Source organism: Alphaproteobacteria bacterium (assembly GCA_041396705.1).
Classification (GTDB): Bacteria; Pseudomonadota; Alphaproteobacteria; order CALKHQ01; family CALKHQ01; genus CALKHQ01.
The window spans coordinates 78,160-97,469 of the sequence record JAWKYB010000012.1; the positions used below are offsets into that span (position 1 = coordinate 78,160).

Genomic DNA, 19,310 nt, shown 5'->3' on the forward strand with positions numbered 1-19,310 from the left:
CGATGGACGGCGAACAGACATTGGGCTTCTGGGACGGTTACGTCCTGCCAGGCGTGATCATCGTCGCCTATGTGCTGGCGATCGCGGTGCCGCTGCTGATCGCGATGGCCTATCTCACCTATGCCGAGCGCAAGGTGATGGCGGCGATGCAGATGCGCCGCGGCCCCAACGTGGTCGGGCCGTTCGGCCTGCTGCAGCCGTTCGCCGACGGGCTCAAGCTCCTGATGAAGGAGACGATCATCCCGTCGGGCGCCAACCGCGTCGTTTTCCTGCTGGCGCCGATCCTGACCTTCGTGCTGGCGCTGGTCGCCTGGGCGGTGATCCCGTTCGACGACGGCTGGGTGCTGGCCGACATCAACGTCGGCATCCTCTACCTGTTCGCGATCTCGTCGCTCGGCGTCTACGGCATCATCATGGCCGGCTGGGCGTCGAACTCAAAATACCCGTTCCTCGGCGCGCTGCGCTCGGCCGCGCAGATGGTGTCCTACGAGGTCTCGATCGGCTTCGTGATGATCACCGTGCTGCTGTGCGTCGGCTCGCTGAACCTGTCGGACGTGGTGCGCGCGCAGCAGGGATTGTGGTTCTGCATCCCGCTGTTCCCGATGTTCGTGATCTTCGTGATCTCGGCGCTGGCCGAGACCAACCGCGCGCCGTTCGACCTGCCCGAGGCCGAGGCCGAGCTGGTCTCCGGTTACAACGTCGAGTATTCGGCCTTCCCGTTCGCCCTGTTCTTCCTGGGCGAGTACATGAACATGATCCTGATGAGCGGGATGACCACCATCCTGTTCCTCGGCGGGTGGCTGCCGCTGATCGACGTGGCGCCGTTCAACTGGATCCCCGGACCGATCTGGTTCCTGTTGAAGACCTGCGCGATCCTGTTCGTCTTCATCTGGGTGCGCGCCACCTTCCCGCGCTTCCGCTACGACCAGCTGATGCGGCTGGGCTGGAAGGTGTTCCTGCCGTTCTCGCTGCTGTGGGTGGTGGTCACCGCCGGCGCGCTGGTCGCCTTCGACTGGCTGCCCGCCGCCCAGGGCTGAGCGACGGCGCGACGCAAGGATAGATCGGACCGAACGCCATGGCCTTCATCGAACGCACCGCGAAGGGATTGCTGCTGGCCGAGCTGGTCTCGGGCATGTGGCTGACCTTCCGCTACATGTTCCGGCGCAAGGTGACGGTGAACTACCCCTATGAGAAGGGCCCACTGAGCCCGCGTTTCCGCGGCGAGCACGCCCTCAGGCGCTATCCCAACGGCGAGGAGCGCTGCATCGCCTGCAAGCTGTGCGAGGCGATCTGCCCGGCGCAGGCGATCACCATCGAGGCGGAGCCGCGCGAGGACGGCTCGCGGCGCACCACCCGCTACGACATCGACATGACCAAGTGCATCTACTGCGGCTTCTGCCAGGAGGCCTGCCCGGTGGACGCCATCGTCGAGGGGCCGAACTTCGAGTTCGCCACCGAGACGCGCGAGGAGCTGCTGTACAACAAGGCGAAGCTGCTGGCGAACGGCGACCGCTGGGAGAAGGAGATCGCAGCCAACATCGCCAAGGACGCGCCTTATCGGTGAGCCAATCCGCCGCCATTTCCGGCCCGGCCGACGGCCAGCACGCGCTTGCGGAATCGGCGTGGGCCGGCCATAAACGCCGCGCATCCCGACCGGCGCCGCGCCGCGCCGCCCGTCCCTCGGTTTCGTGCCTGCCCCGCGCGGGCGCCCGGAGAATCCGATGATCATCCAGGGCATCGCCTTCTATGCCTTCGCCGCCGTGCTGATCGCCGCCGGCTTCATGGTGATCAGCGCGCGCAACCCGGTGCACTCGGTGCTGTTCCTGATCCTCGCCTTCTTCAACGCCGCGGCGTTGTTCGTGCTGATCGGCGCCGAGTTCCTGGCGATGATCCTGGTCGTGGTCTATGTCGGCGCGGTCGCGGTGCTGTTCCTGTTCGTGGTGATGATGCTGGACATCAACTTCCGCGAGCTGCGCAGCGGCTTCCTGCAGTACCTGCCGATCGGCGCGCTGATCGGGCTGGTGCTGCTGGCCGAGCTGGTGTTGCTGGTCGGCTCCTGGCCGATGCCGCAGGAGGCCGCGGTCGCCGCGGCGGCCGGCCCGCTGGCGACGCCGCCGGCCGAGGAAGTCCATAACACCGCGGCGATCGGCCGGCTGCTCTACACCCACTATTCGTACCTGTTCCTGGCCTCCGGCGTGGTGCTGCTGGTCGCCATGATCGGCGCCATCGTGCTGACCCTGCGCCAGCGCGTCGGCGTGCGCCGGCAGTCGATCGCCGCCCAGATCGGCCGCAAGCGCAGCGAGGCGATCGAGGTGCGCAAGGTGCAGTCGCGGACGGGCGTGTGATGGCGATGCGCGCGATCGTTGCGGCCGATGCCCGCCATCCCCGGCCAAGTCGCGGGGGTGTCGTGGCGCCGGCGGTCCCGGCCGGGGAGAGCCGCGGGGCGGGCACGGGGACGACGGCCGTGTTTGCGGGTCATCGAACGAGGCGAGGCGCGCCATGGAGATAGGGCTCGGTCACTACCTGACCGTCGCGGCGATCCTGTTCACGCTGGGTATCTTCGGCATCTTCCTCAACCGGAAGAACGTCATCATCATCCTGATGTCGATCGAGCTGATGCTGCTGGCGGTCAATCTCAACATGGTCGCCTTCTCGGCCTTCCTCGGCAATCTGGTCGGCCAGGTGTTCGCGCTGTTCGTGCTGACGGTGGCCGCGGCCGAGGCGGCGATCGGGCTGGCCATCCTGGTGATCTACTTCCGCAACCGCGGCTCGATTGCGGTCGAAGACATCAACATGATGAAGGGCTGAGCGGCGCATGTACGCCCTGATCGTCTTCCTGCCGCTGCTCGGCTTCCTGATCGCCGGCGCCTTCGGCCGGCTGATCGGCGACCGCGGCTCGCAGATCGTGACCTGCGGCCTGCTGCTGATCGCCGCCGGCTTGTCCTGGGCGGCGTTCTTCGACATCGCCGTCGGCGGCAACCCGGTCACCTACGACCTCGGCGCCTGGATCAGCTCCGGCAACCTGGAGATCGCCTGGTCGCTGCGCATGGACACGCTGACCGCGGTGATGCTGATCGTGGTCAACACGGTCAGCGCGCTCGTGCACGTCTATTCGGTCGGCTACATGTCGCACGACCACTCCAAGCCGCGGTTCATGGCCTATCTCAGCCTGTTCACCTTCGCCATGCTGATGCTGGTGACGGCGGACAACCTGGTGCAGCTGTTCTTCGGCTGGGAGGGCGTCGGCCTCGCCTCCTACCTGCTGATCGGCTTCTGGTACGACCGGCCGTCGGCCAATGCCGCGGCGATCAAGGCATTCGTCGTCAACCGGGTCGGCGATTTCGGCTTCGCGCTGGGCATCGCCGGCATCTTCCTGGTGATGGACACGGTCCAGTTCACCGAGATCTTCGAGCGGGCGCCCGAATTCGCCGACGCCAGCTTCACATTCCTTGGCGCCGAGGTGCACGCGATGACGGCGCTGTGCGTGCTGCTGTTCATCGGCGCGATGGGCAAGTCGGCCCAGCTCGGCCTGCACACCTGGCTGCCGGACGCGATGGAGGGCCCGACCCCGGTCTCGGCCCTGATCCATGCCGCGACCATGGTGACGGCGGGCGTGTTCCTGGTCTGCCGGATGTCGCCGCTGTTCGAGCTGGCGCCGGATGCGCTGGCCATGGTCGCCGTGGTCGGCGCCGCCACCGCGATCTTCGCCGCCACCGTCGGCCTGGTGCAGAACGACATCAAGCGGGTGATCGCCTATTCGACCTGCTCGCAGCTCGGCTACATGTTCTTCGCCGCCGGCGTTTCGGCCTATCCCGCCGCGATGTTCCACCTGACCACCCATGCCTTCTTCAAGGCGCTGCTGTTCCTCGGCGCCGGCGCGGTGATCCACGCCATGTCCGACGAGCAGGACATGCGCAAGATGGGCGGCATCTGGAAGATGGTGCCGGTCACCTACGCGATGATGTGGATCGGCAGCCTGGCGCTGGCCGGGGTCGGCATCCCGTTCATCGACATCGGTTTCGCCGGCTTCTATTCCAAGGACCTGATCATCGAGAGCGCGTTCGGCGCCCATGACTGGACCGGCCAGTTCGCCTTCTGGATGGGCGTGTTCGCCGCCGCGATGACCGCCTTCTACTCGTGGCGGCTGCTGTTCATGACCTTCCACGGCAAGCCGCGGGCCGACGAGCATGTGATGGCCCATGTACACGAATCGCCGCCGGTGATGACGGTGCCGCTGCTGGTGCTGGCGCTGGGCGCCGTGGTCGCCGGCTTCGTCTTCTACAACTGGTTCGTCGGCGAGGGCATGGTCGCATTCTGGGGCGAGTCGGTGGCGATCGAGGCGTCGGAGCACGCGATCCATGCCGCCCACGAATCGCCGGTCTGGGTCAAGCTGCTGCCGATCGTCGTGACCCTGGGCGGCATCGCGCTGGCCTGGCTGATGTACATCGCCGCGCCGGGGCTGCCGGCCCGGCTGGCGGCGCGCGCGCGGCCGCTCTACCTGTTCCTGCTCAACAAGTGGTACTTCGACGAGCTTTACGACCGCATCATCGTCCGCCCGGCGCTGTACATCGGGCGCGGTCTCTGGAAGACCGGCGACGGCGCGATCATCGACGGCTGCGGGCCCGACGGCTTCGCCCGCATGGCGCGCGACGTGGCCCGGCGGGCGGCGGCGCTGCAGAGCGGCTATGTCTACCACTACGCCTTCGCGATGCTGATCGGGGTCGTCGTCCTGGTCACCTGGTACCTGTACGGCGCGGCCTGAGAGGGGCGGTATGGACGACATCCCGATCCTGTCGATCGTCACCTTCCTGCCGCTGGTCGGTGCGCTGTTCATCATGTTCGTGCGCGGCGATGCGGCCGACGTCGCGCGCAACGCCCGCTATGCCGCGCTGTGGACCTCGCTCGGCACCTTCGTGATCAGCCTGTTCCTCTGGTTCTACTTCGACAGGTCGAACCCCGGCTTCCAGTTCGAGGAACAGAGCGCGTGGCTGCCGGGCCTGGGGATCGGCTATCGCATGGGCGTGGACGGCATCTCGGTGCTGTTCGTGCTGCTGTCGACGCTGCTGACCCCGATCTGCATCGTCACCAGCTGGAATGCGATCCAGACCCGCGTGAAGGAGTACATGATCGCCTTCCTGGTGCTGGAAACGCTGATGGTCGGCATGTTCTGCGCGCTCGACCTGATCCTGTTCTACATCTTCTTCGAGGGCGTGCTGATCCCGATGTTCCTGATCATCGGGGTCTGGGGCGGGCAGCGGCGCGTCTACGCCGCGTTCAAGTTCTTCCTTACACGCTGCTCGGCTCCGTGCTGATGCTGGTCGCGATCCTGTTCATCTATTTCGAGGCCGGCCAGGTCAGCGCGATCCCGGACCTGCACCGGATCGCGCTGCCGGAGACGATGCAGTACTGGCTGTTCCTGGCCTTCTTCGCGTCGTTCGCGGTCAAGGTGCCGATGTGGCCGTTCCACACCTGGCTGCCCGACGCGCATGTCGAGGCGCCGACCGCCGGTTCGGTCATCCTGGCCGGCGTCCTGCTGAAGATGGGCGGCTACGGCTTCCTGCGCTTCTCGCTGCCGATGTTCCCGCTGGCCAGCGAGTTCTTCGCGCCGCTGATCTACACGCTCAGCGTCATCGCGGTGATCTACACCTCGCTGGTCGCGCTGGCGCAGACCGACATGAAGAAGCTGATCGCCTATTCGTCGGTCGCGCACATGGGCTTCGTCACCATCGGCATCTTCACCGCCAACCAGCAGGGCATCGAAGGCGCGATGGTGCAGATGCTGTCGCACGGCTTCGTCTCCGGCGCGCTGTTCATGTGCGTCGGCGTGGTCTACGACCGCATGCACACGCGCGACATCGCGGCCTATGGCGGGCTGGTGCACCGCATGCCGATCTATGCCGCGGTGTTCATGCTGTTCACGCTGGCCTCGGTCGGGCTGCCCGGCACCAGCGGCTTCGTCGGCGAGTTCCTGGCCATCATCGGCGCGTTCCAGGCCAACACCTGGGTGGCGGCGCTGATGTCGACCGGCGTGATCCTGGGCGCGGCCTACATGCTCTATCTCTACCGGCGGGTGATCTTCGGCAAGCTGACCAAGCAGTCGCTGCAGGCGATCCTGGACATGGACCGGCGCGAGATCGCCGCCTTCGCCCCGCTGATCGTGCTGACGCTGTGGATGGGCATCTATCCGTCGAGCTTCATCGACATCATGGACGGCGCGATCGGCAACCTGATCTCCAACTACGAGGTCGCCGTCGCCGAAGGCGGCGCGACCGCGCTGGCCCAGCGCTAGGACGGGACCGGTATGAACGAATTCAGCATCGCCGACCTGGGCGCCGCGCTGCCGGAAGTGTTCCTGGCCTGCATCGCCATGGTGCTGCTGGTCTACGGCGCCTATCGCGGTGCGCGCGGTACCGGCGAGGTGGCGGCGATCGGCTGCGCCGCCCTGGTTCTGGTCGGCATCCTGGTGTTGACCGGCGACGCCGCGCCGGCCGCGGCCTTCAGCGGCATGTTCCAGGTCGACGCCTTCGCCGTCTTCGTCAAGATCCTGATCCTGATCGGCGCAATCGCCGGCATCGTCATCTCGGCCGGCTACCTGAAGATCGAGGGCATCGCGCGGTTCGAATACACCATCCTCATCCTGTTCGCGACGTTGGGCATGATGATGATGGTCTCGGCCGGCGACCTGATCTCGCTCTACATCGGCCTGGAGGTGCAGAGCCTGTCGCTGTACGTGCTCGCCGCCTTCCACCGCGACACGCTGCGGTCGTCCGAGGCCGGCCTGAAATACTTCGTCCTGGGCGCGCTCAGCTCCGGCATGCTGCTCTACGGCGCCTCGATGATCTACGGCTACACCGGCGCCACCGGCTTCGCCGAGATCGCGCTTCGGCTCGGGGGCGGCGAGGGCCCGACCGAGCTCGGCCTCATCGTCGGCATCGTCTTCCTGGCGGCCGGTCTGGCGTTCAAGATCTCGGCGGTGCCGTTCCACATGTGGACGCCCGACGTCTACGAGGGCGCGCCGACGCCGGTGACCGCCTTCTTCTCGGTGGCGCCGAAGATCGCGGCGATCGGCCTGTTCATGCGCGTGCTGGCCGGGCCGTTCGGCGATCTGGTCCACGACTGGCAGCAGATCATCATCGCGGTATCGGTCGGCTCGATGCTGCTCGGCGCCTTCGCCGCGATCAGCCAGACCAACATCAAGCGGCTGATGGCCTACAGTTCGATCGGCCACATCGGCTATGCCCTGGTCGGGCTCGCCGCCGGCACCCCGCAGGGCCTGACGGCGGTGCTGGTCTACATGGCGATCTATCTGGTCACCAACGTCGGCGCCTTCACCTGCATCCTGGCGATGCGGCGCCAGGGCAGGGCGGTGGAGGAGATCGCCGACCTGGCCGGCCTGCAGCACCGCCAGCGCGGCATGGCGATCGCGCTGACCATCATCATGTTCTCGATGGCGGGCATCCCGCCGCTGGCCGGCTTCATCGGCAAGCTGCTGGTGTTCGGCGCCGCGATCGACGCCGGCCTGACCGTGCTGGCGATCATCGGCGTGCTGTCCAGCGTGGTCAGCGCCTTCTACTACCTGCGCATCGTCAAGCTGATGTGGTTCGACGAGGCGGCCGAACCGTTCGACCAGCCGATGGGCCGCGCGCTCGGCGTCGTGCTGTTCGTTTCGGCCGTGCTGACCGCGGTGTTCGTGGTCTATCCCGCACCGCTGATCGACAGCGCCGCGGTCGCGGCCGACGCGCTGTTCTGAGCATCGCGGGACGGCGGCCGCGCGCCGCCGCCCGCCAGGAACCGGACCATGCTGCTGGCTGTTGATATCGGCAACACCAATACGGTGCTTGGCGTCTATCGCGACGCCGAGAAGATCGGCGAGTGGCGCATCGCCACCGACCCGGAACGCACCGCGGACGAGATCGCGGCGGTGATGAGCCGGCTGACCGAGCTGCGCGGCCTCGCCTTCACCGCCATCGACGGCGCCATCATCGCCAGCGTGGTGCCGCTGGCCACGCCGAACATGGAGCGGATGTGCCGCCGCTACCTGAAGCTGGACCCGATGATCGTCGGCCAGTCCGACCTGGAGCTCGGCATCAAGATCATGGTCGAGCGGCCGGAACAGGTCGGCGCCGACCGGCTGGTCAACGCCGTCGGCGGGCATATCCAGTATGACGGCCCGCTGCTGCTGATCGATTTCGGCACCGCCACCACATTCGACATCGTCGACGCCGACGGCAACTATCACGGCGGCGTCTTCGCGCCGGGCATCCGCCACTCGGCCAATGCGCTCTACTCGGTCGCGGCGAAGCTGCCGCGCATCGACATCCAGGCGACCCCGCGCATCATCGGCAAGACCACGGTGCAAGCGATGCAGTCCGGCGTGTTCTGGGGCTATGTCTCGATGATCGAGGGGCTGACCGCCCGCATCCAGCACGAGTTCGGCGCGCCGATGACGGTGATCGCCACCGGCGGGCTGGGCACGCTGTTCGCCGGCAGCTGCAGCGCGATCCACGAGGTCGACCCGGACCTGACGCTGCGCGGGCTGGTCGAGATCCACCGCCGCAACGCGGCGCAGCGGGCACCCGGCGCATGACCCTGCTGGCCGCGCACCCGCTCGCGGGCAAGGACGAGCTGACGTTCCTGCCGCTGGGCGGCTCCAACGAGATCGGCATGAACCTCAACCTCTACGGCCACGCCGGGCGCTGGCTGATGGTCGACCTGGGCGTCACCTTCGGCGACGACACCACGCCGCCGGGGGTCGAGGTGATCATGCCGGACCCCCGGTTCATCGAGGAGTATCGCAGCGAGCTGGCCGGCCTGGTGCTGACCCACGGCCACGAGGACCATATCGGCGCCGTCCCCTATCTGTGGCCGCGTCTGCGCTGCCCGATCTACGCGACGCCGTTCACCGCCACGTTGGTTCGCCGCAAGCTGGAGGACGCCGGCCTGGCCAAGGAAGCCAAGCTGATCGAGGTGCCGATGAGCGGCCGGTTCAGCGTCGGCCCCTTCCAGATCGAACTGATCACGGTGACCCATTCGATCCCGGAACCGAATGCGGTGGTGATCCGCACGCCCGTCGGCACGGTGCTGCACACCGGCGACTGGAAGTTCGATGCCGATCCGCTGGTCGGCGACTCCGCCGACGTCTCCGCCCTGCGCGCCCTGGGCGACGAGGGGGTGATGGCGATGGTCTGCGATTCGACCAACGTCTTCGTGCAGGGCGTGGCCGGCTCCGAGGCCGACGTGCGCGAGAACCTGACCGACCTGATCGGCCGCTGCCGCAACCGGGTCGGGGTCGCCTGCTTCGCCTCGAACATCGCCCGGCTGGAATCGATCGCCAAGGCGGCCCAGGCGCACGGCCGCGTGGTGGCGCTGGTCGGCCGCTCGCTGTGGCGGATCGAGGCGGCGGCGCGGGCCAACGGCTATCTCGCCGACCTGCCGCCCTTCGTCAGCGAGGCCGACTTCACCCTGATCCCGCGCGAGCGGGCGCTGATGATCTGCACAGGCAGCCAGGGCGAGCCGCGGGCCGCGCTGACCCGGATCGCAGCCGGCGCGCACCAGTCGGTCTCGCTGGAGCCCGACGACACCGTGATCTTCTCGTCGCGCGTCATCCCCGGCAACGAGCGGCGGATCGGCAACCTGCAGAACGCCCTGGTCAACGCCGGAATCGACGTGATCACCGCCGGCGACGAGCATATCCACGTCTCCGGACACCCGGCCCGCGACGAACTGGCCGAGATGTATGCCTTCATCCGGCCGCAGATCGCGGTGCCGGTGCACGGCGAGCCGCGCCACATCCGCGAGCATGCCCATTTCGCCAAGCTGTGCCAGGTGCCGCAGGCGATCGCGCCGCGCAACGGCAGCCTGATCCGGCTGGCGCCCGGCCCGGCGGAGATCGTCGACGACGTGTTCGCCGACCGGCTGGCGCTGGACGGATCGCGGCTGCTGCCGCTGGACACGATCCTGTTCAAGGACCGGCGGCGGCTGATCGAGACCGGTGCGGTTACGGTCACGGTGGTGCTCGACCGCAAGGGCAACCTGGCCGCCGACCTGCAGATCTCCACCTTCGGGCTGCTCGACGAGGACGACGACGAGTCCGAAGAGATGCTCGACGATGCCGCCGACCGGATCGCCGACGCGATCGAGGATCTGAGCCCCGGCCGCCGCCGCGAGGACGACGACGTCGAGGAGGCGGTCCGGCGCGGCGTACGCGCGGTGCTGCGCGAGGCGATCGGGAAGAAACCGCGGATCGCCGTCCATATCGTCCGGCTCTGACGGCCGCCGGCATGACGCCCGTCACCGGCATCGTCGTCTTCGTCATCATCTGGTGGCTGGTGCTGTTCACCGTCCTGCCCTGGCGGGCGCGCCCGCCGCAGGATCTGCCGAAGGGCCATGCCTATGGCGCGCCCGACAAGGCGATGATCGGGCGCAAGGCACTGATCACCACGGCGATAACCGTGGTCCTGTTCGCGATCGTCTACCTGCTGATCGAGTTCGACGTGATCAGCTTCCATCGGATGGCGAGCCAGTTGGGTTGAGCGGCGCCCGGCACCGCAGTCCGCTGATCGGCCGGTCCCGAAAATAAAATAAGCAAGACACCGGAGCGTCTTGCTTCGAAGGTCGCGCCCGAAGACGCAGAACTTGTTGTTCGTCCGGCCTTGTCCCGGCCGAAGGCGCCCATCCTCCCTGACACTCGGACCAGCGCGCCTCACTGCAAGCAATGAGGCGGCAAGCGTACATCGACGATGCCGGCTTGCCAAACCATTCCGCGGCACGGCGGCCGGACACGGGCGCGACATCTTCTCGCCATCTTTGGCCGCGAAGCAAATCCGGCCCGCGGCGTTGCGCCTGGGCCGCGGCGCGCCTAAGGTCCGCGGCGCGTGCCGGGCGGCGGGAGTCGGCGGTCGGCGCCGGCATGGGCGGAACGGGAGCGGCGATGTTTGGTCTCTACGAGCGCATGGTCGCGTTCCGCTATCTGCGGGCGCGGCGCAGCGAGGGCTTCATCTCGGTGATCGCCTGGTTCTCGCTGATCGGCATCGCGCTCGGCGTCGCCACCCTGATCGTGGTCATGTCGGTGATGAACGGCTTCCGGGCCGAACTGGTCGGCAAGCTGCTGGGGCTCAACGGCCACATCACCGTGGCCTCGATGGCCGGGCCGCTGGAGGACTACGACACGCTGGCCGAGACGGTGGACCAGGTGCCCGGCGTCACCTTCACGATGCCCACCGTGGAAGGCCAGGCGATGGCGATGGTCAACAACCGCGCCACCGGCGTGCTGGTGCGCGGCATCCGCCCGGCCGACTTCGCGGTGCGGCCGATCCTCAACGACAGCCTGACCGGCGGCAGCCTGGCGGATTTCCAGCCGAACACGGTGATCATCGGCTATCGGCTGGCGCAGCGGCTGGGCCTGCGCGTCGGCGACACCATCACGCTGGTCTCGCCGTTCTTCAACTCCACCGGCTTCGGCCGGGTGCCGCGGCTGAAGGACTATCTGATCGCCGGCGTGTTCGACGTCGGCATGTACCAGTATGACGACAATTTCGCCTTCATGACGCTGCCCGACGCCCAGGTGTTCTTCAAGACCGAGCAGGGCGTGTCCTACCTGGAGGTGTTCACCGAGGACCCCGACAATGTCGAGGCGATGCGTGCCGCGGTGATCCGCGCGCTGCCGCAGCAATATCTGATCGGCGACTGGCTGCGCGCCCAGGGTGCCTTCGTCGGCGCGCTGCAGGTCGAGCGCAACGTGATGTTTCTGATCCTGACGCTGATCATCCTGGTCGCCGCCTTCAACATCATCTCCAGCCTGATCATGCTGGTGAAGGACAAGCAGCGGGCGATTGCGATCATGCGCACCATGGGCGCCTCGCGCGGCATGATCATGCGCATCTTCTTCATGACCGGGGCCAGCATCGGCGTGATCGGCACCCTGCTCGGCTTCGCGCTCGGCCTGGTGATCTGCGACAACATCGAGGAGATCAAGAGCTTCCTCGAGACCTCGTTCGGCGCCGAGCTGTTCCCCGGCGAGATCTACTACCTGTCGCGGTTGCCGGCCAAGGTCGACCCGGCCGAGGTGGTGCAAGTGCTGGCGATGGCGCTGGGGCTCTCGTTCCTCGCCACCATCTACCCGTCGTGGCGGGCCGCCCGGCTCGACCCGGTCGTGGCGCTGCGCGAGGAGTAGGGCGATGAACGGCGCTGCCAACCTGCCGCTGCGCCTCAGCGGCGTCACCCGCACCTTCCGCCAGGGCGACACCGAGCTGGAGGTGTTGCGCGGCATCGACCTCACGCTCAACCGCGGCGAACTGGTGGCGCTGGTCGGTCCGTCCGGCGCCGGCAAGTCGACCCTGCTGCAGCTCGCCGGCCTGCTGGAGCGGCCGACCGCCGGCGAGGTCGAGATCGACGGCCAGCCCTGCGGCCGTCTCGGCGACCGCGCACGCACGCTGATGCGGCGCAACAACCTGGGATTCGTCTACCAGTACCACCACCTGCTGCGCGAGTTCAGCGCGGTCGAGAACGTGATGATTCCGCAGCTGATCGAGGGCGCGCCGAAACGCGAGGCGCGCGCGCGGGCGACCGAGCTGCTGGTCCGCGTCGGCCTGGAGCGCCGGCTGACCCACCGGCCGTCGCGGCTGTCCGGCGGCGAGCAGCAGCGTGTGGCGGTGGCCCGCTCGCTGGCTAACAGGCCGCACCTGCTGCTGGCCGACGAGCCGACCGGCAACCTGGACAGCGAGACCGGCGATTCTGTGTTCGCCATGCTGACCGAACTGGTGCGCGAGACCGGGCTGGCCGCACTGATCGCCACCCACAACCAGGAGCTTGCCCGCCGCATGGACCGCGTCGTCGTGCTGCGCGACGGGCAGCTGCACGAGGGCGGCTGACACCGACGCCGGGCGCGGCCGTCGGCGCTGACGACTCGGTCCGGTTTGTGCGAAGCTTGCCGGCATGAGCCGGGCCGACTTCATCCATCTGCGCGCGCGCACCGCCTATTCGCTGACCGAAGGCGCGATCCGGGCCAAGGACCTGGCCAAGCTGGCCGCGAAGCAGGCCATGCCGGCGATCGCGGTCACCGACCATTCCAACCTGTTCGGCGCGCTGGAATTCTCGCTGGCGGCGAAGGATGCCGGGGTGCAGCCGATCGTCGGCTGCACGCTGAAGCTGGCGCCCGAGGACGAGGAGCGCGGTCGCGAGCGCGGCGGGTTTCCGCGCCCGCTGCACCTGCCGCTGCTGGCGCAGACCGAGGCCGGCTATCGCAACCTGCTGGCACTGGTCAGCGACGCCTATCTGGCGCCGGGCGGCGAGCCGGCGCCGATCCTGTCGTGGGATCAGCTGAAGGGCCGCACCGACGCGCTGATCGCGCTGAGCGGCGGCGTGCACGGGCCGGTCGGCCGCGCCCTGGCCGAGCGCGACCTGGATGGCGCCCGCGCCGCGCTGCAGCGCCTGCGCGCCCTGTTCCCGGACCGACTCTATGTGGAGGTCACCCGCCACGAGATGCCGGTGGAGGCGCAGATCGAGGACGGGCTGGTCAACCTGGCCTATGACCTGGACCTGCCGCTGGTCGCGACCAACGACGTCTATTTCGAGACGGTCGAGATGTACGAGGCGCACGACGCGCTGATGTGCATCGGGGCGCGCAGCCACCTGTCGGCGCCGAACCGGCCGCGGCTGACCCGCCAGCACAGGTTCAAGACCGCCGAGGAGATGCGCTATGCCTTCGCCGACCTGCCGGAGGCGGCCGACAACACGCTGACGATCGCCCAGCGCTGCAGCTACTTCCCGACCGTGCGCAAGCCGATCCTGCCGGCGTTCGACACCGCCCAGGGCCGCGACGAGCCGGAGGAGCTGCGCGCCCAGGCCCGCGCCGGGCTCGAGAAGCACCTGGTCGCCCATGTCTTCGCCGCGGACATGGACGGGGCGGCGCGCGAGGCCGCGGCGGCACCCTATCGCGAGCGGCTGGAATACGAGCTCGGCGTCATCGTCGAGATGGGCTTTTCCGGCTATTTCCTCATCGTTTCCGACTTCATCCAATGGGCGAAGGACCGCGGCATCCCGGTCGGCCCGGGCCGCGGCTCCGGCGCCGGCTCCGTGGTTGCCTGGGCGCTGCGCATCACCGGGCTCGACCCGCTGCGCTGGGGGCTGCTGTTCGAGCGCTTCCTCAACCCCGAGCGCGTGTCGATGCCGGACTTCGACATCGACTTCTGCAAGGACCGCCGCGACGAGGTGATCCGCTATGTGCAGGAGAAATACGGCTTCGACCGGGTCGCCCAGATCATCACCTTCGGCAAGCTGGAGGCGCGGGCGGCGCTGCGCGACGTCGGCCGGGTGCTGGAGATGCCCTACGGCCAGGTCGACCGCATCGCCAAGCTGGTGCCGTACAACCCGGCAAAGCCGATCCCGCTCGGCCAGGCGATCGAGAGCGAGCCGCGGCTGGTGGAGATGCGCGACAGCGACGAGGGCGTGGCCCGGCTGATCGACATCGCGCTGAAGCTGGAGGGGCTGTACCGCAACGCCTCCACCCACGCCGCCGGCGTGGTGATCGGCGACCGGCCGCTGAGCGAGCTGACGCCGCTGTACAAGGACCCGGCATCCGACATGCCGGTGACCCAGTTCAACATGAAGTTCGTCGAGCAGGCCGGTCTGGTGAAGTTCGACTTCCTCGGGCTGAAGACGCTGACCGTGCTGCACGACGCCTGCGCGCTGATCCGCGCCGGCGGGGTCGAGATCGACCTCGACCGCATTCCGCTCGACGACCCGGCGACATACGAGATGCTGGGCCGGGCCGACACGGTCGGCGTGTTCCAGCTGGAAAGCGGCGGCATGCGCGACGTCCTGCGCAAGCTGAAGCCCGACCGCTTCGAGGACATCATCGCCGTGGTCGCGCTGTACCGCCCCGGCCCGATGGAGAACATTCCCAGCTACATCAACCGCAAGCACGGCCGCGAGCAGCCGGACTATCTCTATCCGACCCTGGAGCCGATCCTGAAGGAAACCTACGGGATCATGATCTACCAGGAACAGGTGATCCAGATCGCCCAGGTGCTGGCCGGCTACACCCTCGGCGGCGCCGACCTGCTGCGCCGCGCCATGGGCAAGAAGATCCAGGCGGAGATGGACGCCCAGCGCGCCACCTTCATCGAGGGCGCGATGCACAAGGGCGTCGGCGACGCCACCGCGGCCCGGATCTTCGACCAGGTCGACAAGTTCGCCGGCTACGGCTTCAACAAGAGCCATGCTGCCGCCTATGCGCTGGTCGCCTATCACACCGCCTACTTGAAGGCGAACCACCCGGTGGCGTTCATGGCGGCGTCGATGACCCACGACATGGGCAACACCGACAAGCTGAACGTCTTCCGCCAGGAACTGAGCCGGCTGAAGGTGCCGCTGCTGCCGCCCGACGTGAACCGCTCCGATGCCGTGTTCGGCGTCGAGGAGCACGAGGGCCGGCCGGCGATCCGCTATGCGCTCGCGGCGATCAAGGGCGTCGGCCGCCAGGCGATGGACGATCTGGTGGCCGAGCGCAGGGCCGGCGGCCGCTTCGCCGACCTGTTCGACCTGGCCTATCGCCTCGACGCCAAGGTTGTGAACAAGCGCCAGCTCGAGAACCTGGTCTGCGCCGGCGCCTTCGACAGCCTGCTGCCCAACCGCGCGCGGACCTTCGACGCGGTCGAGATGCTGGTGAAATGGTCGCAGGCCGCCCAGGCGGCGCGCGCCAGCACGCAGACCAGCCTGTTCGGCGGCGGCGAACGCATGCAGGCGCCGCGCCTGCCCGACGTCCACGACTGGGACGCGATGGAGCGGCTGCGCCGCGAGTTCGAGGCAATCGGCTTCTACCTGACCGCCCATCCGCTGAACGCCTACGAGGCGACGCTGAAGCGGATCGGCGTGGTGGAGTTCGGCGGCCTGCGCGATTGGCTGCAGGGCCGCAGCGGCGGCCGGCCGTCGCTGGCCGGCGTGGTGCTGGGGGTGCAGGAGCGCACGTCGAACCGCACCGGCAACCGCTTCGCCCACGTCACCCTGTCCGATGCCAGCGGCTCGTTCGAGGTGACCCTGTTCTCCGAACTGCTGGCGGTGGCGCGCGACCTGCTGGCGGTCGGCAGCGTGGTGGTGGTCGCGGTCGACGTGCAGCAGCAGGACGACGACATGCGCCTGACCGCGCAGCGGGTGGAGTCGCTGGAGGCGCGCGCGGCCCAGAGCGTGACCAACCTGCGCATCTTCATCGACAGCCCGAAGCCGCTGCCGCTGATCCGCTCGGCGATCGAGCAGGCCGACGCCCAGGCCGCCGGCCACAACGGCAGCGCCAAGCGCGGCCAGATCCAGCTGGTCATCGATGCCGAGGACCAGGAGGTGGAGATCGCGCTGCCGCGTCCCCATTTCACCGGGGGCGCGCTGCGCGCCGCGGTCAAGGGGATCGCCGGCGTGATCGACGTGCACGAGCTGGCCTGATCGTGGGGGAGTTGCGGCCATGACGGACATGAAGGCATTGCGCCAGCGCCGGCCGGACGACGCGCTGCTGGTCATCGACGTGCAGAACGACTTCTGCCCCGGCGGCTCGCTCGCGGTGGCGGACGGCGATGCGGTCGTGCCGGTGGTCAACCGGCTGGCGGCGAGCTTCGATCACGTCATCCTGACCCAGGACTGGCATCCGGCCGGCCATGCCTCCTTCGCCTCGCAGCACCCCGGCCACGCGCCGTTCGAGACCATCCGGCTGGCCTATGGCGAGCAGACCCTGTGGCCCGACCACTGCGTCCAGGCGACGCCGGGGGCGGCCTTCCACCGCGGCCTGCATGCCGACCATGCCGAGCTGATCATCCGCAAGGGCTTCCGCCGGACGATCGATTCCTACTCCGCCTTCTTCGAGAACGACCGCACCACGCCGACCGGGCTGACCGGCTATCTGCGCGAGCGCGGGCTGAAGCGGCTGTTCTGCGTCGGCCTGGCCTTCGATATCTGCGTCCGCTTCTCGGCGGAGGATGCCGTGCGGCAGGGCTTCGAGGCGGTGGTGCTGGAGGACGCCTGCCGCGCGGTCGACCTGCACGGCACCAAGGAGGCGGCCTATGCCGGCTTCCAGCAGGCCGGCGTCGCGCTCGCCCGCGCCGACATGGTGGCCTGAGCCGGACCGCCGCCGCCGTCACAGGATCGGCGCGGCCAGGTTGACGGCGCGCGCCAGCAGCCAGAACCAGCCGGACTTGTCCTCCAGGTCGCTGGGCCGCAGCTGGGTGGCGCGCGCGAAGTCGGCCTCGAGCATGCGTTCGATGTCGCCCGCGAAGGCCAGGTCGGCGACCAGCGCCGTGATCTCGAAATTGATGTGCAGCGAGCGGTTGTCGAGGTTGCACGAGCCCACCCCGGCCAGCCGGTCGTCGATCAGCATCACCTTCTGGTGCATGGTGCCCTCGGTGTAGTGGAACACCTTGACGCCGGCCTGCATCAGGGCGGGCAGGTAGTTGAACGACGCGATCCAGGCGAGCCGGCTGTCGCTCTTGCGCGGGATCAGCACGCGCACGTCGACGCCGCGCAGGGCGGCGCGCTGCAGGGCCAGCATGACCGGTTCGTCGGGCACGAAATAGCCGACCGCGATCCACAGCCGCCGGTTGGCGGCGGCAAACGCCTCCACGTGCAGCAGTTCGCAGGCCGGGTTCTCGTCGGCCGGCCCGGTGCGCACCACCGTGGCGGTCGCGCCGCCCTGCGGGTTCGGCGCGGCGTCCCAGCGTAGCTGCGGCAGCTCCTGCTCGGCCCAGAACCAGTCCTCGGCGAAGGCCAGTTGCACCATCTGCACGCTGGGGCCGGTCAGCCGCAGGTGGGTGTCGCGCCATGCGCCGAGGCGGCGGTTCCTGCCCAGATACTCGTCGCCGATATTGAGCCCGCCGAGAAACGCGGTGCGGCCGTCGACCACCAGGACCTTGCGGTGGTTGCGGAAGTTGATCTGCCAGCGGGTGCCGAGCCGGCGCGCGGTCTTGAACCCGGTGACGTGGATGCCGGCCTGCCGCAGCGTGCGCAGATAGCCGTTGGGCAGGCGCACGCTGCCGATCTCGTCGAACAGGAAATGGACGCGCACGCCGGCCGCGGCGCGGGCGACCAGCGCGTCGCGGAAGCGCAGCCCGGCGGTATCGGCGCGCACGATGTAGGACTGCAGCAGCACATAGTCCTCGGCCGCCTCGATCGCCGCGATCATCCGGTCGTAGGTGGCCTCGGCGTCGATGAGGACTTCGGCGGTGTTGCCGGTCGAGAACGGCAGCCCGGTCAGCCGGCGCACCGTCTCGAACAGCGGCGCCAGCGGCGCCGGCGCCGGCGCGGCATGGCCGGCCAGGTTCTCCAGGATCGCGCGGACCTGCGGCGAGGCGCGCGCGATCGCGCTGCGGTGCGCCCGGACGTAGCCGTAGAAGCGATTGCGCCCGAACACCAGGTACAGCGGGATGGTGACGAACGGGATCGCGATCAGCGCGATGCTCCAGGCCATCGCCGACTGCGGCGTGCGGCTGCTGTGGATCGCATAGACGGCGCAAAGGGCCGCGGCGGCGTAGACCGCCACCGCGATCAGCACCGCCAGGTCCCACTCGATCAACGCGGCGACGGATTCGACAGCTTGCCCGTTCATGCCGCGGTTTCCTCCGCCGGGGCCAGCCGCGCCCAGATCGGCAGGTGATCCGATGCCATCGCGGCGTGATGGGATCGGTGCACGCCGGCGTCGACGATGGCAAGGTCGCGGCTGACGATGATCCGGTCCAGCGCCGCGAACGGACGCCGGGCATGGAAGCTGGGACCGGCGTGGGCGATATCGTGGTCGCGGGCGAAGGCGGCCAGGCAGCCGCCATGGGCGCTCCATTCGTTGAGGTCGCCCATGATCACAGTCGGCATCCGGGCCTCGCAGTCGGCCAGGTGGTCCAGCACGGCATCGGCCTGGCGCCGGCGCCACAGCGCGAGCAGGCCCAGGTGCAGGCCGACGACGCGCAGGTTCCGGCCCTCGACATCGACCTCGGCGATGGCAGCGCCGCGCGGCTCCAGCGCCGGCAGGGCGAGACCGCGCGTCGCAGTCACCGCGACATGACGGCGAACCAGGAAGGCGTTGCCGTGCCAGCCCACGCTGGCCGGCCGCTCGGCGAGGCGGACCAGTTCGTAGTCGCTTTCCTCCGCGACGATCTGTGGCGTCAGGCTGGCGGACCGGCTGCCGAAGCGGCGGTCGACCTCCTGTAGCGCGACGATATCGGCGCCGATCTCGTGTATCACGGCCAGGATCCGCCGGGGGTCGCGCTGCCAGTCGAGCCCGACGCTCTTGCGAATGTTGTAGGAGGCGACGTGCAGCATCCGCTTGTCCGGTTCCCTCTGGC

15 protein-coding genes and 1 pseudogene are annotated in these 19,310 nt (G+C 68.6%); 14 read left to right on the top strand and 2 right to left on the bottom strand.

Annotated features, from left to right (window positions below; genetic code table 11):
• Window positions 1-2: 2 nt before the first annotated feature.
• The 14 genes and pseudogenes from nuoH (at window position 3) to pncA (ending at window position 17,098) form a co-directional block, all read left to right on the top strand.
• On the top strand, window positions 3-1,037 hold the full coding sequence (gene nuoH, locus R3F55_17410) for an NADH-quinone oxidoreductase subunit NuoH (GenBank protein ID MEZ5669178.1): 1,035 nt from the start codon (window positions 3-5) through the stop codon (window positions 1,035-1,037).
• Between the two features lie 38 nt (window positions 1,038-1,075).
• Window positions 1,076-1,564 (top strand): NADH-quinone oxidoreductase subunit NuoI, encoded by a 489-nt coding sequence (nuoI, locus tag R3F55_17415; protein MEZ5669179.1) that lies wholly within the window; start codon window positions 1,076-1,078, stop codon window positions 1,562-1,564.
• A 157-nt stretch (window positions 1,565-1,721) separates the two neighbouring features.
• A complete protein-coding gene (locus tag R3F55_17420; protein ID MEZ5669180.1) occupies window positions 1,722-2,345 on the top strand; it encodes an NADH-quinone oxidoreductase subunit J in 624 nt (207 codons plus the stop codon).
• Window positions 2,346-2,499: 154 nt separating this feature from the next.
• A complete protein-coding gene (gene nuoK / locus R3F55_17425) occupies window positions 2,500-2,808 on the top strand; it encodes an NADH-quinone oxidoreductase subunit NuoK (GenBank protein ID MEZ5669181.1) in 309 nt (102 codons plus the stop codon).
• A 7-nt stretch (window positions 2,809-2,815) separates the two neighbouring features.
• Complete coding sequence (nuoL, locus tag R3F55_17430) at window positions 2,816-4,762, top strand: NADH-quinone oxidoreductase subunit L (GenBank protein MEZ5669182.1); 1,947 nt, start codon at window positions 2,816-2,818, stop codon at window positions 4,760-4,762.
• A 10-nt stretch (window positions 4,763-4,772) separates the two neighbouring features.
• A pseudogene (locus tag R3F55_17435) lies at window positions 4,773-6,289 on the top strand (NADH-quinone oxidoreductase subunit M).
• A 12-nt stretch (window positions 6,290-6,301) separates the two neighbouring features.
• A complete protein-coding gene (gene nuoN, locus R3F55_17440) occupies window positions 6,302-7,750 on the top strand; it encodes an NADH-quinone oxidoreductase subunit NuoN (protein ID MEZ5669183.1) in 1,449 nt (482 codons plus the stop codon).
• A gap of 48 nt (window positions 7,751-7,798) precedes the next feature.
• Window positions 7,799-8,587 carry a type III pantothenate kinase gene (locus R3F55_17445; GenBank protein MEZ5669184.1) on the top strand — a complete coding sequence of 263 codons (789 nt, stop codon included), beginning with the start codon at window positions 7,799-7,801 and terminating at the stop codon, window positions 8,585-8,587.
• Entirely contained in the window at window positions 8,584-10,269 is a 1,686-nt protein-coding gene (locus R3F55_17450; protein ID MEZ5669185.1) for a ribonuclease J, read from the top strand. Before R3F55_17445 ends, R3F55_17450 begins: the two co-directional genes overlap by 4 nt.
• 11 nt (window positions 10,270-10,280) lie before the next feature.
• Window positions 10,281-10,532: a DUF1467 family protein gene (locus tag R3F55_17455; GenBank protein ID MEZ5669186.1), complete on the top strand. Its 252-nt coding sequence runs from the start codon at window positions 10,281-10,283 to the stop codon at window positions 10,530-10,532.
• 377 nt (window positions 10,533-10,909) lie between these two features.
• On the top strand, window positions 10,910-12,172 hold the full coding sequence (locus R3F55_17460; GenBank protein ID MEZ5669187.1) for a lipoprotein-releasing ABC transporter permease subunit: 1,263 nt from the start codon (window positions 10,910-10,912) through the stop codon (window positions 12,170-12,172).
• 4 nt (window positions 12,173-12,176) lie between these two features.
• Entirely contained in the window at window positions 12,177-12,869 is a 693-nt protein-coding gene (locus tag R3F55_17465; GenBank protein ID MEZ5669188.1) for an ABC transporter ATP-binding protein, read from the top strand.
• 64 nt (window positions 12,870-12,933) lie between these two features.
• Entirely contained in the window at window positions 12,934-16,431 is a 3,498-nt protein-coding gene (dnaE, locus tag R3F55_17470; protein ID MEZ5669189.1) for a DNA polymerase III subunit alpha, read from the top strand.
• 19 nt (window positions 16,432-16,450) lie between these two features.
• Window positions 16,451-17,098 (top strand): bifunctional nicotinamidase/pyrazinamidase, encoded by a 648-nt coding sequence (gene pncA / locus R3F55_17475; protein ID MEZ5669190.1) that lies wholly within the window; start codon window positions 16,451-16,453, stop codon window positions 17,096-17,098.
• Window positions 17,099-17,116: 18 nt separating this feature from the next.
• On the opposite strand, the gene cls is transcribed toward pncA, so the two are convergent.
• Both cls and R3F55_17485 read right to left on the bottom strand, forming a co-directional pair.
• Entirely contained in the window at window positions 17,117-18,580 is a 1,464-nt protein-coding gene (gene cls, locus R3F55_17480; protein MEZ5669191.1) for a cardiolipin synthase, read from the bottom strand.
• Window positions 18,577-19,287 carry an endonuclease/exonuclease/phosphatase family protein gene (locus R3F55_17485; GenBank protein ID MEZ5669192.1) on the bottom strand — a complete coding sequence of 237 codons (711 nt, stop codon included), beginning with the start codon at window positions 19,285-19,287 and terminating at the stop codon, window positions 18,577-18,579. The genes cls and R3F55_17485 overlap by 4 nt, the downstream gene beginning before the upstream one ends.
• Between the last annotated feature and the right edge of the window lie 23 nt (window positions 19,288-19,310).

Coding starts and splice junctions, on each gene's coding strand:
- nuoH (MEZ5669178.1), top strand. CDS start 3: ATGGACGGCGAACAGACATTGGGCTTCTGGGACGGTTACGTCCTGCCA.
- nuoI (MEZ5669179.1), top strand. CDS start 1,076: ATGGCCTTCATCGAACGCACCGCGAAGGGATTGCTGCTGGCCGAGCTG.
- R3F55_17420 (MEZ5669180.1), top strand. CDS start 1,722: ATGATCATCCAGGGCATCGCCTTCTATGCCTTCGCCGCCGTGCTGATC.
- nuoK (MEZ5669181.1), top strand. CDS start 2,500: ATGGAGATAGGGCTCGGTCACTACCTGACCGTCGCGGCGATCCTGTTC.
- nuoL (MEZ5669182.1), top strand. CDS start 2,816: ATGTACGCCCTGATCGTCTTCCTGCCGCTGCTCGGCTTCCTGATCGCC.
- nuoN (MEZ5669183.1), top strand. CDS start 6,302: ATGAACGAATTCAGCATCGCCGACCTGGGCGCCGCGCTGCCGGAAGTG.
- R3F55_17445 (MEZ5669184.1), top strand. CDS start 7,799: ATGCTGCTGGCTGTTGATATCGGCAACACCAATACGGTGCTTGGCGTC.
- R3F55_17450 (MEZ5669185.1), top strand. CDS start 8,584: ATGACCCTGCTGGCCGCGCACCCGCTCGCGGGCAAGGACGAGCTGACG.
- R3F55_17455 (MEZ5669186.1), top strand. CDS start 10,281: ATGACGCCCGTCACCGGCATCGTCGTCTTCGTCATCATCTGGTGGCTG.
- R3F55_17460 (MEZ5669187.1), top strand. CDS start 10,910: ATGGGCGGAACGGGAGCGGCGATGTTTGGTCTCTACGAGCGCATGGTC.
- R3F55_17465 (MEZ5669188.1), top strand. CDS start 12,177: ATGAACGGCGCTGCCAACCTGCCGCTGCGCCTCAGCGGCGTCACCCGC.
- dnaE (MEZ5669189.1), top strand. CDS start 12,934: ATGAGCCGGGCCGACTTCATCCATCTGCGCGCGCGCACCGCCTATTCG.
- pncA (MEZ5669190.1), top strand. CDS start 16,451: ATGACGGACATGAAGGCATTGCGCCAGCGCCGGCCGGACGACGCGCTG.
- cls (MEZ5669191.1), bottom strand. CDS start 18,580: ATGAACGGGCAAGCTGTCGAATCCGTCGCCGCGTTGATCGAGTGGGAC.
- R3F55_17485 (MEZ5669192.1), bottom strand. CDS start 19,287: ATGCTGCACGTCGCCTCCTACAACATTCGCAAGAGCGTCGGGCTCGAC.